The organism is Clostridium sp. CTA-7 (genome assembly GCF_054768095.1).
In genome coordinates this window covers 161,074-176,960 of record NZ_BAAAAV010000005.1, presented here as the reverse complement: position 1 = coordinate 176,960, position 15,887 = coordinate 161,074, and the positions used below count along the sequence as shown (strand labels likewise).

Sequence of the window (15,887 nt, the reverse complement as noted above, 5' to 3'; positions counted from 1 at the left end):
TATAGTCTTTTTTATATGTAAATATATAGTGGAAATTGAAAGAGAAGTAACTATATAAAGAGGATATCAAAAAGACTGAGACAGTAATGCTTACGCCAGTATCTGTTCATGCAGATTATTTTAGACAAGGTGTGGGTTCTACTATGATTAAATTAGCAATTGAAAAATCTATAATAGGTTATTAATAATATGCTAGCTATTATAATATTAATATTTTAAAAAAAAGGGGTTTTTTAGTTAAATGTAGAATATATTAACGTGCTAAATAGAAAAATAGATTATTTTGTATAAATTAGAGAGATTATGTATCAATTCCATTTGTATTTTCGGAGGGATATTATGAAATACGAACTAACAGATCTTGTAGATATTAATCAGCTTCAAAAATTATTAGATAGCTTTTATCACTCAACTGGTATCGCTTCTGGAATTGTTTCAAGAGATGGAACCATTCTCACCATAACAGGTTGGAAAGATATGTGTACAAAGTTTCATAGAGTAAATCCTAAATCTAAACTTAGGTGTATTGAAAGTGATATATTCATGCTTGAAGAGCTAAAAAATAAAGACGTTATTATAAATCATAAATGCAAAAATGGTTTGATAGATATCGGTACACCTATTGTATTAGAGGGAGTCTTTCTTGCCACTATCTTTAGTGGCCAAATTTTTTTCGAAAAACCAGATAAAGAATTCTTTCGGATGCAAGCAAAAAAATTCGGTTTTGATGAAGATGCTTACCTAAAAGCTTTAGATGAAATTCCAATTGTTAATAAAGAAGAGCATGAAAAAGTGCTTGTGTTTCTAAAACATCTCTCAGAAATTGTTAGCGAGTTAGGTTTACGTCAACTGAAAATTTTAGAATCTCAAAAAAAGCTTATGCTTTCTGATGAACGATATGAACTTGCGCTATATGGTTCTAATGATGGAATGTGGGATTACAGAATTATAGAAAATACTTTCTATGCTTCAGATAGGTTACTTCAGATTTTAGGTTATACAAAATCTGAATTTAACCTTTACCGCTACAATTATAAGGAATTTATTCACCCTGAAGATAGAGAGTATTTCATAAAAGAATTGGGATTCCACTTACAAGGACATAATAGCCATTTTAGACAGGAGGTTCGAATTAAAGCTAAGAATGACAAATATAAGTGGGTTTTAATACGTGGGGCTGCTATATTGAATCATGAAAACGTTCCTGTAAGAATGTCAGGTTCTTTAACAGATCTATCTTATCAAAAAAACACTGAAGAACAATTAAAGAATGAACAAACTTTTTCTAAAACCATAATAGATCATGCAAATGCTATAATTTGTGTTTGGAACCAAGATGGTTTTCTAGTTCAATTCAATAAATATGGAGAAAAGCTTTCAGGGTATCTTGCTGAAGAAGTTTTAGGTTATGGATGGATGAATACTATCTTTAAAGAAGAAGATGGAAATGAAATATTGAACTACATTCGTTCACTAGGCCCAGAAATATTCTCAACTCAAATTGAAAAATCTTTTTATAGTAAGCAAGGTTCATTAGTTACTATACTTTGGAATACTCAATTAATAAAAAATGAAGATGGCACATTTAAAAATATTATTGGTATTGGATTAGATATAACAAAAAGAAAAAATGAAGAGAAAAGATTAACAGAATTTTTTGCAAATATATCTCATGAATTGAAAACTCCATTAAACATAATATTTTGTTCAATACAATTAGGTGACTTATATTATAATAATTCACCTAATGAAAATAACGTTCAATTAGTAAATTGTAAAAAAAGTATAAAACAAAATTGCTATAGATTAATAAGATTAGTAAATAATTTGATTGATATTACTAAGTTGGATGCAGGATTTTTAGAGCCGAGTATGGAAAAGTGTAATATTGTCAATTTAATAGAGGATATAACACTCTCTGTGATACCATATATACAAAGCAAAGGATTAGAGTTGGTTTTTGATACAGATATTGAAGAAAAAATAATGTGTTTTGATCCTGATAAAATTGAGAGAATTGTATTAAACTTACTTTCAAATGCAATTAAATTTAGCAATCCAGCTGGAATTATTAATATATCTTTAAAAGATATGGGGAATGGTATTTCCTTTTCCGTAAAGGATACCGGTATAGGAATTAAAGAAGATCAGCTAAATATCATATTCGAACGTTTTAAACAGGTAAATAAATCTTTTACAAGGGAACAGGAAGGTAGCGGTATTGGATTATCCCTTGTAAAAGCACTGGTAGAACTGCATAATGGATCAATCGAGGTTAAAAGCAGCTATAGCGAAGGCAGTGAATTCATAGTCAAAATTCCATCTAATATGGAATTTTGCACTAATAAAGCTAAAACTTTGAATAATAAGCAAAAAAGCAAATACGCTAATGTAGAAAAGGTAAACATTGAGTTTTCTGATATTTATTTTAATTAACATGTAGCTTTTGTAATTTAGTAACTTAGGACAATCTTTAAAGATATTGAAAACCATAAGTTTAGATTTATTGAACCAAAGGTGGATTTATTCAAGAAAATGGACCAGCAATATTTATAGTGAATGAATACATTAAACTAATACAATATGGTGTTAAAGTTAGGTATTCATATCAATTAGATGTTACTGATAATGATATGATATATGCTATAAAATGTGCAAAAAAGAGCCTTAGCCATTGATATTACTTGGTTAAGGCGTTTTTTTATGAAAAAGGTTAGTAGAAGTATTAATACCTTTCCATTAACTAAGGAGATGAGATATATTAATAAATGAACGAATTCTGTAACCACATATCCTCTAGGCTTCCTTAAATATAGATTTTATGAATCAAATTTCTCCTTATATGATAAAATACTACCTAAAAATACAGTTAAACAAATTACACTTGTTATGGAAATTACTATAGCTACTACTTTAGCTGATGTAGTTACTGGTACTATATCGCCATATCCAATAGTAGTAAAAGTAATCATTGTGTAATAAAATAAATCAAAACTTCCTGTAGCATTTAAATACGCTGCACCATCTGCAAGGGCATTTACGAAACAAACAGCTAAATACATATTCATTACAAGCATTACTAACACTAAAATAGCTGCTATTAGTACTCTTGCAAAATTGGTTTTTTCTTCCTTTTCTGATTTGATGTTGTGTGGTTTTCTCATAAGAGTTATTAACACCTTTATATTTAAATAGTAGCAAATTATAACTCCTATAATTCCTATAGCTGCATTTTTCTTAAACTGATCTGGAAAAACTATAAGTACAGCTAAAAATGTACTTGTAATAAAATAGCTTAATATAAAATCTAGTTTTAAGTTTTTGTCTTCAACTTTATAAATAAATTTATGAATTTTAGAGCTAACAAATAATATATAGCCTATTGAATAATGAACGATTATAAAAGATATTATTATAGCTATTGTTTTTATTAACCATTCTATACCAAAGGATAAATGTGTATTAAAATACCTCATAACTGTTGTAAATATAGTTATAAATGCAAATAATTCACCACATATAACCATCCCACCTTGAGTTATTTTATAAAGCAAAGTTCTCCCTTTAAAAAGTTCTTTATAGGTTTTATTAATTTCTACTATAAGTGTTCCTAAAACAGATTTTATCTTCCTATTATTTCTTACGCTTCTTACAATTAAGACAGCAAGAGCAATAATTGTTGTTAAAATAATTATAAAACTTCCCATTAGCACCTCATATAATATCAATAATTTAAAAGGATAAGGTTATCACTACAATTAGCTTGTCCTTTTTATTTAGTTCAATTTGATTTTAAAATTAGCTAATAAATAAAAATTACAGTTACACAAAATTATCTAAAGTCTCTTTGTACCTAACAAATTCAAACTAATCTTTAAATAGTCAGCTATCTAAGATGTCCACCACCACTTACTCTTAAAATTTCTCCTGTAATAAAAGAACTTTTTTCAGAAAGTAAAAATAATATTGCATTAGTAGTATCTTCTACATACCCAATTCTTTTTAATGGATAATTAGCTACAAGAGCATTTCTTACAGCATCTTTTTCTTTGTCTCTTCTTGTCATAGGAGTATCTATATAAGAAGGAGCAACACAATTAACTCTTATATTAGGTGATAGCTCTAAAGCAAGATTTTTAGTTAATTGACAAATAGCAGCTTTAGCAGGGGAATAAGCTATACAATTTGCAACAGCTTTTGTTCCAAGGCTAGAAGATATAGTTACAATACTTCCTTTAGTTAAATAATCTAAAGAAGCTTTAATAGCGTTATAAGTTCCTATTACATTAACATTAAATAGTTCAGCAAATCTTTCTTCGCTTGTATTATATATATCTTCAGCTACTCCACATACACCAGCACAAGTAATAACTCCATCAATTGATTTAATATCATTAGTATTTAGTACACTCTTTAAAGAATCCCTTAAAGCTTTAGAATCTCTAACATCAGCTTGAAAATATATAAAATTAGTATCACTTAAAGCACTAGTAGCTTCTAAACCACAACCTATAACTATATGATTTTCTTTTAATAAATTTTTTGCAGCATCTTCACCAATTCCGCTAGATGCACCTGTAATAAAATAAATTTTTCTCATAAAATAAATTCCTTTTCAACATAATAATACAGTTTAATTTATATTTTTAATATTTATTATTATAGTATTTCAAAAACTAGAAATCAAATATATATTAAAGTTGTATATTTATCTGTATCAAAAGAAACAATTATACCAATGCATTGGCATAATAGCTTAGAAATTGCATATGTAATATCAGGCCAAATAAATTATATAGTTGAAGGAATAAATTATAATTTAGGAGAAGATGACATTTTATGGAATTGTTTTACAAATATTTCTTGACAATGACAAAGTTAAATTATATATTAAAATAAAATTATAATTATATAAAAAGGAGATTTAAGGAGATGTACACAATAGTTCTTAACTAAACTATTAAAATTAAATAGTTTAAAATCCTTTGAAAGTTCTATAATAGAGCTTTGTTTAATAATGCATTTTAAGAACAATATCTTCTATCAAACTCTTTTATATAAAAATGAAATAACTACAAATGAATGTATAAAAATATATATGATTATTTATATTACGATAAAATATGAATAAATATATATTTTGTATTAAATTTAATTTGAATGTAATAAAAAATTTTTATGTAAATACAATTCCCATGGATGATATTGTTCGTCTATGGGGATTTTTAAGTTTTATATTAAAAAGGTGGGATGTTCTATGGCATTAACAAAAGTTACGGAAAGGATTTATTTCCTTGAAAATGATAAAGAAGCAGATAGACCATTAATTGGATACATTAAAAGAGATAAGTATTCTTTAATGGTGGATGCAGGAAACTCGAGAAGTCATGTTGAAAAATTCAATAATTCTATAGAAAAATTAAATTTAAGATTACCTGATTATGTGGCTATTACTCATTGGCATTGGGATCATACTTATGGCATGAATGCAGTTACAGGAAAAACAATAGCATGTGAAATAACTAATGAAAGATTAAAGATTATGTCTAAATGGCAATGGACAGAAGAAGCAATGATTCAACGTTTTTTAACTGGTGAGGATATTGAATTTGCAGATACTAATATTCGTAAAGAATATAAATCTCTTCAAGATATAAAAGTTATACCTGCTGATCTAGTATTTAAAAATGATTTAGAAATAAACTTAGGTGGATTAGTTGTTATTTTAAAAAATGTTATTGCACCTCATTCAGAGGATTCTGTTATAGTTTATGTGCCAGAAGAAAAAGTAGTATTTATAGGAGATGCTTACAGCATAGACTTTTATAATAACTATGAGTATGATTCAGTTAAATTGCAAAGCTTTATAAATATGTTAGAGAGTTTAGAGTTTGACACTTGTTTCTTAGGGCATTCATCGCCTCTAAAAAAGACAGAGATTATTGAATTTTTAAAATTACAATATAAGAAAATCTCTATAAGTAATGATTAATTATCATATAAATTTAGTTTTTTAGAAAAAGAGTAGCATATTAAAGATTCTCTTTTCAATATGACACATAGTGTCAATTATTATAAGTTATAATATATTTTGTAGCAAGTAGAAACTTTAAATATGAAAAATTCTATTAAAAAATAATTAAGATATTTAGAAATATAAAAAAGGAGTGAAAAGATATGAGTAAAAAAATAATATTAAACTTAGCAATAAGCATTGATGGATATATAGCATCTGAAGATGGAGAATATGATTGGATAGTTGGAGATGGAGATGGAGATAATAAGTTAGATACTGAACAGAAATGGAATTATGATGAGTTTCTAAAGAACATAGATATTGTAGTTATGGGAAAAAATTGTTATGATCAAAGCTTTCATAATGATTTTAAGGATAAAAAAGTATATGTAGCAACATCAAAAGTATTACAAGATCATGATAATATACATTTTATAAATGGAGATATATGCAAAGTAATAGAAGAAGAAAGAGAAAAAGAAGGTAAAGATATCTTCTTATTTGGTGGTGGGAGCCTTGTAGATAGTTTCATTAAATCAGATATTATCGATGAGTATATAATTGGAATAATCCCTACAATATTAGGAAAAGGTAGACCTTTATTCCTTGGGAATAATCCTAAAATAGACTTACATCTAGATCAGTATATTATGGATAATGGCATTGCAATATTAAGATATTCAAAAAGATAATAATATTCTACAAAGCATATCCTCGACAATACTTAATATCAGTGTTGTCGAGGAGTTTTTGCGTTATAAGGTAAATAGATATAACTTAATAATTGTAACCACATTTTTATTATATAGAAGAAATTTTTTTAGTTATATATGCACAAAAAATGGGGAATTCGTATATTATGTATTATAAGATTTAACTAACTAGATTTTAATTAGATAAAAATGGAGGAAATGTTATTATGAATCATAACAGAATAGATACAAATGATAATATATGTGTAGCACAACCTTGTGCAATTGTTACACCTCAACCACAATCACTAACCGAACAAGTTGCTGTAACTCCTGCTGTTATTGGAAATGGACCTGTAGTTATTAAGGTTCCAGTTGTATTAGCAGAGGTAAATATAACCATTCCTGTTGAAGCTACTATAACATTAGATAAAGTAGCTACAGAAATTAAACGAATTAGAAAAAATGTATTTTTAACTCAATCCCGTCTTATTCCATTTTCTGCAGTCAATGGAGGTCTTGAAAATGGACTATTATTTATAGCAGGTTTTATAAGAAAGAATATTGAGTATTCAACTCAAACTTGTATGACAGCTGGAACTTCAAATGTTTGTGGAGATATAAGAAATTGCACAGTTGAAGTACCTTTTAATTTTACAACAAGAGTTGTTTTCCGTAGACGACCAATTTTTGTTGAAAATAGCACTGTAAGTGAATTAGAATTCTTTACAGATAAGCTTCAAGGTTGTGATGTTTGTTCAGATCCAGTAATCGGACGTAATCCTTGCGATCAGAGTTCTTCCTTTACAGAATTCTTTAATGAGAAACCTTTTACTGAATTAGTAAGTGCAAATATTACTGAAGTTGATATTAACACAAATCCAAGTATAAGCTGCGTAAGTCCTACAGAACAAATGTTTACTAAACTTACAGAGAAACTAGTAGTAAACTTAACACTAAAAGTATTACAAAATCAACAAGTAAATGTTCAATCATTAGGACAACAAGGAACATGCTAAGAATTGAATTAAAAAAATAATCTTAATTAAATGATATATTGCAGACCTAAAGCTTACTAAGAGAAGTTTTGGGTCTGTTTTTAAGAGAAAAGTAATTTCTACAAAGGGTATCCTCGACAATGCTTAATATAAGTGTCGTCGAGGATTTTTTGAGTTATAAGATAAATAGACATAGCGTGATAATTGTAACCGCACTTATTAATAGAAGAAATATTTTTGTTTATTCATGTACAAAAAAGGTGGAATTTGTATATTATGGATTATAAGGTTTTACTAACGATATTTTAATTAGATAAAAGTGGAGGAAATGTTATTATGAATTATAACAGAATAAATACAAATGATAATGCATGTGTAACACAGCCTTGTGCAATTGTTATTACTCAACCACAGTCACTAGCTGAACAAATTGCTGTAACTCCTTCTGTTATTGAGGAAGGACCTGTAGTTGTTAAGATTCCAGTTGTATTAGCAGAGGTAAATGTAACTATTCCTGTTGAAGCTACTATAACATTAGACCAATTAGCTATGGAAATTAAACGAATTAGAAAGAATGTATTTTTAACTCAATCCCGTCTTATTCCATTTTCTGCAACCAATGGAGGTCCTGATAATGGACTACTATATATAGCAGGTTTTATAAGAAAGAATATTGAGTATTCAACTCAAACTTGTAGGACATTTGGAACTTCAAATGTTTGCGGAGATATAAGACATTGCACAGTTGAAGTACCTTTTAATTTTACAACAAGAATTACTTTCCGTAGATCACCGGTTTTTGCTGAAAATACCACTCCAAGAGAAGTAGAATTCTTTACAGATAAGCTTCAAAGTTGCGATGCTTGTGCAGATCCAGTAATTGGACGTAACCCTTGCGATCAGAGTTCTTTCTTTACAGAAATCTTTAATGAAAAACCTTTTACTGAATTAGTAAGAGCAGATATTACTGAAGTTGATATTAACACAAATCCAATTATAAACTGCGCAAATCCTACAGGACAAATGTTTACTAGACTTACAGAAAAAGTAGTAGTAAATTTAACACTAAAAGTATTACAAGAACAACAGGTAAGAATTGAAGCAATGTAACTATAAAAAAATTATAAATCTAAGAATTAAATTTAAAAAATAATCTTATTAAATGATATATTGCAAATATAAAGCTTACTAAGAGAGGGTTTGAGTCTGTTTTTAGGAGAGAAGTTTTCTCTACCAAGAATATCCTCGACAATATTTAATATAAGTGTTGTCGAGGATTTTTTGCGTTATAAGGAAAATAGACATAGCGTGATAATTTTAACCACACTTTGATAATTTTAACCACACTTATTAATAGAATAAATATTTTTGTTTATCTATGTACAAAAAAGAGAGAATTTGTATATTATACATTAGATCGATTTAAATAACTATATTTTAATTATATAAGGATGGAGGAAATTTTATAATGAATATTGACAGAAAAAATATGAGTGATTTTGAATGTGTAACAGAGCCTTGTGCAACTGTTACTACTCAAGTACAATCATTAACTAAACAAACTCCTGTAACACCTGATGTTATTAGATGTGGACCTGTATTTGTTAAGGTTCCGGTTGTATTGGCAGAACTAAATATAACTATTCCTGTTGAAGCTACTATCAAATTAGACAGAGAAGCTACTGAAATTAAAAGAATTAGAAAAAATGTATTTTTAACTCAATCCCGTGTTATTCCATTTTCTGAAGATTGTCGACCTGATACTGGAATACTATTTATAGCAGGTTTTATAAGAAAGAATATTGAGTATGCAACTCAAACTTGTATGACAGCTGGAACTCCAAATGTTTGTGGAGATATAAGACATTGCACAGTTGAAGTACCTTTTAATTTTACAACAAGAATTGATTTCATTAGAGAACCGATTTTTGTTGAAAATACCACTCCAAGTGAATTAGAATTTTTTACAGATAAACTTCAAGGTTGCGATGCTTGTGCAGATCCAGTTATTGGACGTAATCCTTGTGATCAGAGCTTTTTCTTTACAGAATTCTTTAATGAAAAACCTTTTACTGAATTAGTAAGAGCAGATATTGCTGAAATTGATATTCACACAAATCCAACTTCAGAGTGCGAAACTCCTACAGAACAAAAGTTTACTAAACTTACAGAAAAAGTAGTAGTAAATTTAACATTAAAAGTATTACAAAAACAACAGGTAGAAATCACAGCACTATAATTATTAAATAATATAAAAATTTAATATTATTTAATAAATATAAGTTTAAAAGTTTAATATTATTAAATAAATATAAATCTAAAAGTTTACTATTATTTGATAATATAATACAGACCTAAAGCTTACTAAGAGTGGTTTTGGGTCTGTTTTTAAGAAAAGATAAATATTAAAACTAGCGACAGCTACATAGGTACACTAAAAACTAATTTATATGCTTAAATTTATTAAATTCTTAAGTGGAGGAGATATTATGGAAAGAATATATTATTCAAGACAAAATTATAATCAACTTAAGAGAAAACAGTATGAAGAATATCTTAAAAGGCAGAACAACTATTATATATATATGAAAAAATATTATGAAGAATATCTTAAAAGGCAGAATAAGTATTATCTAGAGAAAAAAAAACATTATGAAGAATATGTTAAAAGGCAGACTGAGTATTATTTATATAAAAAAAAATGTTATGAAGACTATCTTAAAAGGCAGAATAAGTATTATTTATACAAGCAAAAATATGATGAAGAACAACATAAAAGAAATAATGATAAAACTGATACTTCACAAAGTGAATTTTTTGATTCTTCTAAAACTTATAGTATAGAAGATAAGAACATAAATGACGAGAACATAAAAAACAATAACCATGGTTCTTTAGAAATTAATATTGAAGAAAGTAACTTAAAATATAAAAAAGATGATTTAGCCCAATATGATAAATTAGAAAATAAGAATTGTACTAGTGTTGAAGGTTCATGTAATGAAGAATTCTTAGAAGAAAATTATGAAGAATTCTTAGAAGAAAATTATGAAGAATTCTTAGAAGAAGATGATAAAGAATCCTTAGAAGAGAATAATGAAGAATTCTTAGAAGAAAATAATGAGGAATTCTTAGAAGAGAATGATGAAGAGTTCTCAGAAGAAAATGATAAAGAATTCTTAGAAGAGAATGATGAAGAATTCTCAGAAGAAAATAATGAAGAATTCTTCGAAAAAATTAGTAAAGAATTCTTAGAAGAAGATGATAAAGAATCTTTAGAAGAAAATAATGAGGAATTTTTAGAAGGAAATTATGAAGAATTCTTCGGAAAAATTAGTAAAGAATTCTTAGAAGAAAATGATGAAGAGTTCTCAGAAGAAAATGATAAAGAATTTTCAGAAGAAAATGATAAAGAATCCTTAGAAGAGAATAATGAAGAATTTTTTGAGAAAATTAGTAAAGAATTCTTAGAAGAAAATGATAAAGAATCTTTAGAAGAAAATGATAAAGAATCCTTAGAAGAGAATAATGAAGAATTTTTCGAGAAAATTAGTAAAGAATTCTTAGAAGAAGATGATAAAGAATCTTTAGAAGAAAATAATGAGGAATCCTTAGAAGAAAATAATGAGGAATTCTTAGAAGGAAATTATGAAGAATTCTTCGAAAAAATTAATAAAGAATTCTTAGAAGAGAATGATAAAGAATTCTCAGAAGAAAATAATGAGGAATTCTTAGAAGAGAATGATGAAGAGTTCTCAGAAGAAGATAATGAAGAATCCTTAGAAGAAAGTTATGAAGAATCTCTAGAAGAAAGTTACGAAGAATCTCTAGAAGAAAGTTATGAAGAATCTCTAGAAGAAAGTTATGAAGAATCTCTAGAAGAAAGTTATGAAGAATCTCTAGAAGAAAGTTATGAAGAATCTCTAGAAGAGAGTTATGAAGAATCTCTAGAAGAGAGTTATGAAGAATCTCTAGAAGAGAGTTATGAAGAATCTCTAGAAGAAAGTTATGAAGAATCTTTAGAAGAAAGTTATGAAGAATCTTTAGAAGAGAGTTATGAAGAATCTTTAGAAGAGAGTTATGAAGAATCTTTAGAAGAGAGTTATGAGGAATCTTTAGAAGAGAATTATGAAGAATCTCTAGAAGAAAGTTATGAAGAATTCTTAGAAGAGAATGATGAAAAATTCTCAGAAGAAAATGATAAAGAATTATTAGAAGAAGCTTATAATACTGTTGAAAAAGAAGATCTATCTAAAGAAAGTAATATTTCGACCAAATGTGTATATGTTAAATTTCCAGTTATATTGGCAGAGACAAATATAACAATTCCTATTGAGGCTAATATTACATTTGACCAAAGAGTTATGGAGATTAAAGAAATTAAAAAGAATTTATTTTTAACCCAATCCCGTCTTGTTCCATTTTCTTCAAGCTGTGTAGATACTAATTCAGGAGTACTATTTATAGCGGGTTTTATAAAAAAGAATATTGAGTATAAAACTCAAACTTGTACCACAGCGAGAGCAACGAATGCTTGTGGAGATATAAGACATTGTACAGTTGAAATGCCTTTTAATTTCACTACTAGAATTACTTTTCTTAGATCACCAATTTTTACTGAAAAAACTACTACAAGAGAAGTGGAATTTTTTACAGAGACACCTAAAGTGTATGACGTTTATGAAGATCCAGTGATTGGACGTGATCCTTGTGAACAGAGTTCCGTATTTACCGAAGTCTTTAACGAAAAGCCTTTTGTTGAACCAGTAAAAGCAACTTTTATTGAAGTTGATATTCATAATAATCCAATTTTAAGCTGCGAAATTCCTGAAGAACAAATGTTCACTGAAATTACAGAGAAATCAACCGTGAATTTAACACTAAAAGTATTACAAAAACAACAGTTAAGAATATCAATAGAATAGGATTCTAAAAAATTTTAAATCTAAAAATTTAATTGTTCTTCAAATAGTATGAAACAGTAGATAGTTTTGTTTTTAAATAAAACTATCTACTGTCTAATTAAATATCTTTTATTATTTATTATATAGTCAGTTTGTTTAGTTAATCTTTATATAGATATTGTAGCTTTCTCAAGAATTATTGGTAATAATACTGAAGTTGTTGTAGAATTTTTTAGAGATGATTTTGATAATCTCATTATTATATACTACAATATAATATATTTTACAATAAGATTATGGAGAAGATAAATGGATTTTATAGCAATTGATTTTGAAACTGCCAATGAGAAAAGGAGTAGTCCATGCTCTATTGGTATTGCTGTTGTGAAAAATGGACAGGTTATAGAGAAGGTACATCACTTAATAAGACCTAAGGAAATGAGATTTATGCCAATTAATATTGGAATTCATGGAATAAGGCCAGCTATGGTTGAGAATGAATTAGAGTTTGATCAAGTGTGGATAAAGATTAAACATTATTTTAACGAAAATTTAGTAATAGCACACAATACTTCCTTTGATATATCAGTTTTAAGAAAAAGTGCAGAGCTTTATAATATAGAACTGCCTAGTTTTGAGTATATTTGTACAATGAAGCTTGCTAAAAACTTTTATAGAGGAATTGAAAATGCAAAATTAAATACAGTTAATGATTATTTAGGATATAAGTTTAAGCACCATGATGCACTATATGATGCCCTTGCGTGTAGTAACATATTGCTTAATATATGTGAAGAATTAAAATGTGATGATATTAATCAGATATCTAAGTTAATAGGTGTGACTATCGGAACAGTAGATAGTACTGGATATAAACCATCATCAACAAAAGGAAGAATATTAAAAACATCTAATAGAATAAGTAATCCTAAGAAAGAAAATTTACTAAAAAGATTTGAAGAAGATGCCTTTAAAAATGAAGTGGTGGTATTTACTGGAGGTCTAAAGTCTATGTCTAGAGATGAGGCTATAAGACTAGTTAGAAGGCTTGGAGGAACTACAGGAAGTTCTGTAACTAAAAAGACAACAATTTTAGTTACAAACATGAAAGATATAAAAAATTTACGTAGAGAAGAAATGAGTATTAAACTAAGAAAAGCAACAGATCTAAAGGGAAAAGGACAGAATATAAAATTTATGAATGAAGAGGAATTTTTTAATGTTTAAGTTGTGGGTGGAAAGAAAATATAATTAATATTATGTAGATAACCAAAAAGAAGGCTGATATAATGTTTTTTAGAATGTTTAAAAGGAGTTGTTCTATGAAATATTATTTAGCACCAATGGAAGGAATTACAGGGCATATATATAGAAATTCTTATAAAAAGTTTTTTAATAATATTGATAAATACTTTACACCTTTTATTGTCCCAACTAGCAGTAAAAGTTTCAAAACCAAAGAATTGAAAGATGTTTTACCTGAGAATAATGAAGGACTTAATATAGTTCCTCAAATACTTACTAATGATTCAGAAGGTTTTATTTCTACTTCTAGAAAATTACAACAATTAGGCTATAATGAAATTAATTTAAATTTAGGATGTCCTTCTGGGACAGTTGTTTCAAAAAATAGGGGCTCAGGGTTTTTAGCTAAAAGAGAAGAGCTTGATAGGTTTCTAGATGAAATATTTAAAATTGAGGATATGAAGATTTCTATAAAAACTAGAATAGGAAAAGATAGTCCAGAGGAATTTTATGAAATAATAAAAATTTACAATAAATATCCCTTAGAAGAGTTAATTATTCATCCTAGAACAAGAGAGGACTTTTATGGAAACAAACCTAATTTAGAGGTATTTAAAGATGCACTATCATTAAGTAATAATCCAGTATGTTATAATGGTGATATTTTCACTGTTGATGATTATAATAAGTTAACAAAAGCTTTTCCAGAAGTAAAAACAGTAATGCTAGGAAGAGGAATATTAGCTAATCCAGGATTAATAGATGAAATTAAAAACAATGCCTTTATGGATAAAGAAGTATTAAAGAATTTTCATGATGAAGTTTTTAATGGATATAGAGAATTGTTTAATGAAGATAAAAATGCAATATTTAGAATGAAAGAGCTTTGGGGATATATGATTTACATATTTTCAGATAATAAAAAATATGCTAAAAGAATAAAGAAGGCCCAAAGGGTAGATGACTATAATGAAGCTGTTTTAAGTTTATTTACGGAACAGGAAATCATAAAAGGGGCAGGCTTATTTAGCAATGAGTATTAAACATATTTATAGTTCTATAAGATTAAGAAAAATGAAAAGTTGACCTAACATACCTTTTTATTTATAATCTGTTTAGTATTAAAGTTTACAAGGAGAAATAAATAATGGCAAACTTAGATTTTATTTATAATCGTAAAAGTATAAGACAGTTTAAGGATACACAAGTAAAAAAAGAAGATATATTAGAAATAATAAAAGCTGGTACTTATGCACCATCTCCAAAGCATCAACAAAACTGGCATTTTGTTGTATTACAAAATAAAGATGTAATAAATGAAATGGCTAATATAGTTACTGAAAGTCATAAGAGAATTGGGCAACTTGCAAAAAATGAAAAAGATTATAAAAGACATATGAGTGTAATAAGTTATTACACATGTTTTAAAGATGCGCCGGTATTAATATTAGTTTATGGTAGTGAATATAAAATGATGGAATATAAAATATTAAAGGAAAATAATGCACCAAAAGAGATTCTTGATGTATTATTATCACCACAATCAGCAGCTCAAGGAATAGGAGCAGCAGTTGAAAATATATTACTAGCAGCAACAGAAATGGGGTATGGAACCTGCTATATGACAGGCCCTACACATGCGAAAACTGAGATAGAAAGTTTAATTAACTTTGAAAAAGAAGGATATGAGCTTATGTCTATGATTGCATTAGGAGTAGCAGAGGATGATACACCAAAGCAACCTCCTCGTAAGTCATTAGAAGAAGTTGTAACGTTTATAGATTAGTAATAAAAATTATTGTTATTAAAATAAAGAATATAAAACAATAGTTGATATTTATAAGATGAATAAACAAAGTAAATAAGAGCATTATAATTTGAAGATCAAAAATTAAATAAGAGAACTTAACTTTTAGACAATCAGTAACCAAACTAAAATATATTACAATTATATTTTAGTTTGGTTACTGATTTTTTTATTAAAAATGAATATAGAAAAGATATTGACAAAATTTAGACAAAGATATATAGT

The 15,887-nt window shown here is 27.3% G+C and carries 14 protein-coding genes; 12 read left to right on the top strand and 2 right to left on the bottom strand.

Annotation, left to right across the window (positions count from 1 at the left end):
* The first annotated feature begins 339 nt into the window (after positions 1–339).
* Entirely contained in the window at positions 340–2,436 is a 2,097-nt protein-coding gene (locus ACYUEX_RS11920; RefSeq protein WP_460288373.1) for a PocR ligand-binding domain-containing protein, read from the top strand.
* A gap of 119 nt (positions 2,437–2,555) precedes the next feature.
* Positions 2,556–2,678 (top strand): hypothetical protein, encoded by a 123-nt coding sequence (locus tag ACYUEX_RS11915; RefSeq protein WP_460288371.1) that lies wholly within the window; start codon positions 2,556–2,558, stop codon positions 2,676–2,678.
* A gap of 141 nt (positions 2,679–2,819) precedes the next feature.
* Here the strand turns inward: ACYUEX_RS11915 and ACYUEX_RS11910 are convergent, their stop codons facing one another.
* On the bottom strand, positions 2,820–3,707 hold the full coding sequence (locus ACYUEX_RS11910) for a potassium channel family protein (RefSeq protein ID WP_460288370.1): 888 nt from the start codon (positions 3,705–3,707) through the stop codon (positions 2,820–2,822).
* Between the two features lie 179 nt (positions 3,708–3,886).
* Entirely contained in the window at positions 3,887–4,600 is a 714-nt protein-coding gene (locus tag ACYUEX_RS11905) for an SDR family NAD(P)-dependent oxidoreductase (protein ID WP_460288369.1), read from the bottom strand.
* 138 nt (positions 4,601–4,738) lie between these two features.
* Between ACYUEX_RS11905 and ACYUEX_RS11900 the strand changes: the two genes are divergently transcribed.
* The 10 genes from ACYUEX_RS11900 to ACYUEX_RS11855 all read left to right on the top strand — a co-directional run bounded on the left by ACYUEX_RS11900 (position 4,739) and on the right by ACYUEX_RS11855 (position 15,641).
* The gene (locus tag ACYUEX_RS11900; RefSeq protein WP_460288368.1) at positions 4,739–4,867 is read left to right on the top strand and encodes an AraC family ligand binding domain-containing protein; all 129 of its coding nucleotides are present in this window, start codon (positions 4,739–4,741) and stop codon (positions 4,865–4,867) included.
* A 390-nt stretch (positions 4,868–5,257) separates the two neighbouring features.
* Positions 5,258–5,992: an MBL fold metallo-hydrolase gene (locus ACYUEX_RS11895; RefSeq protein WP_460288367.1), complete on the top strand. Its 735-nt coding sequence runs from the start codon at positions 5,258–5,260 to the stop codon at positions 5,990–5,992.
* Positions 5,993–6,177: 185 nt separating this feature from the next.
* Positions 6,178–6,708, top strand: a complete 531-nt coding sequence (locus tag ACYUEX_RS11890; protein ID WP_460288366.1) for a dihydrofolate reductase family protein — start codon at positions 6,178–6,180, stop codon at positions 6,706–6,708.
* Positions 6,709–6,935: 227 nt separating this feature from the next.
* On the top strand, positions 6,936–7,727 hold the full coding sequence (locus tag ACYUEX_RS11885) for a CsxC family protein (protein WP_460288365.1): 792 nt from the start codon (positions 6,936–6,938) through the stop codon (positions 7,725–7,727).
* A 315-nt stretch (positions 7,728–8,042) separates the two neighbouring features.
* Positions 8,043–8,816 (top strand): CsxC family protein, encoded by a 774-nt coding sequence (locus ACYUEX_RS11880; protein ID WP_460288364.1) that lies wholly within the window; start codon positions 8,043–8,045, stop codon positions 8,814–8,816.
* A 358-nt stretch (positions 8,817–9,174) separates the two neighbouring features.
* Positions 9,175–9,945 carry a CsxC family protein gene (locus ACYUEX_RS11875; protein WP_460288363.1) on the top strand — a complete coding sequence of 257 codons (771 nt, stop codon included), beginning with the start codon at positions 9,175–9,177 and terminating at the stop codon, positions 9,943–9,945.
* Between the two features lie 250 nt (positions 9,946–10,195).
* The gene (locus ACYUEX_RS11870) at positions 10,196–12,631 is read left to right on the top strand and encodes a CsxC family protein (protein ID WP_460288362.1); all 2,436 of its coding nucleotides are present in this window, start codon (positions 10,196–10,198) and stop codon (positions 12,629–12,631) included.
* Positions 12,632–12,919: 288 nt separating this feature from the next.
* Positions 12,920–13,837: an exonuclease domain-containing protein gene (locus ACYUEX_RS11865; RefSeq protein ID WP_460288360.1), complete on the top strand. Its 918-nt coding sequence runs from the start codon at positions 12,920–12,922 to the stop codon at positions 13,835–13,837.
* A gap of 95 nt (positions 13,838–13,932) precedes the next feature.
* On the top strand, positions 13,933–14,898 hold the full coding sequence (locus tag ACYUEX_RS11860) for a tRNA dihydrouridine synthase (RefSeq protein WP_460288359.1): 966 nt from the start codon (positions 13,933–13,935) through the stop codon (positions 14,896–14,898).
* Positions 14,899–15,002: 104 nt separating this feature from the next.
* A complete protein-coding gene (locus ACYUEX_RS11855) occupies positions 15,003–15,641 on the top strand; it encodes a nitroreductase family protein (RefSeq protein WP_460288358.1) in 639 nt (212 codons plus the stop codon).
* Positions 15,642–15,887: the final 246 nt, after the last annotated feature.

What these genes read in the sequence shown, in the direction of transcription:
- ACYUEX_RS11865 (WP_460288360.1), top strand. Translation starts at nt 12,920, where the DNA reads ATGGATTTTATAGCAATTGATTTTGAAACTGCCAATGAGAAAAGGAGT.
- ACYUEX_RS11870 (WP_460288362.1), top strand. Translation starts at nt 10,196, where the DNA reads ATGGAAAGAATATATTATTCAAGACAAAATTATAATCAACTTAAGAGA.
- ACYUEX_RS11920 (WP_460288373.1), top strand. Translation starts at nt 340, where the DNA reads ATGAAATACGAACTAACAGATCTTGTAGATATTAATCAGCTTCAAAAA.
- ACYUEX_RS11890 (WP_460288366.1), top strand. Translation starts at nt 6,178, where the DNA reads ATGAGTAAAAAAATAATATTAAACTTAGCAATAAGCATTGATGGATAT.
- ACYUEX_RS11885 (WP_460288365.1), top strand. Translation starts at nt 6,936, where the DNA reads ATGAATCATAACAGAATAGATACAAATGATAATATATGTGTAGCACAA.
- ACYUEX_RS11905 (WP_460288369.1), bottom strand. Translation starts at nt 4,600, where the DNA reads ATGAGAAAAATTTATTTTATTACAGGTGCATCTAGCGGAATTGGTGAA.
- ACYUEX_RS11900 (WP_460288368.1), top strand. Translation starts at nt 4,739, where the DNA reads ATGCATTGGCATAATAGCTTAGAAATTGCATATGTAATATCAGGCCAA.
- ACYUEX_RS11910 (WP_460288370.1), bottom strand. Translation starts at nt 3,707, where the DNA reads ATGGGAAGTTTTATAATTATTTTAACAACAATTATTGCTCTTGCTGTC.
- ACYUEX_RS11880 (WP_460288364.1), top strand. Translation starts at nt 8,043, where the DNA reads ATGAATTATAACAGAATAAATACAAATGATAATGCATGTGTAACACAG.
- ACYUEX_RS11860 (WP_460288359.1), top strand. Translation starts at nt 13,933, where the DNA reads ATGAAATATTATTTAGCACCAATGGAAGGAATTACAGGGCATATATAT.
- ACYUEX_RS11895 (WP_460288367.1), top strand. Translation starts at nt 5,258, where the DNA reads ATGGCATTAACAAAAGTTACGGAAAGGATTTATTTCCTTGAAAATGAT.
- ACYUEX_RS11875 (WP_460288363.1), top strand. Translation starts at nt 9,175, where the DNA reads ATGAATATTGACAGAAAAAATATGAGTGATTTTGAATGTGTAACAGAG.
- ACYUEX_RS11855 (WP_460288358.1), top strand. Translation starts at nt 15,003, where the DNA reads ATGGCAAACTTAGATTTTATTTATAATCGTAAAAGTATAAGACAGTTT.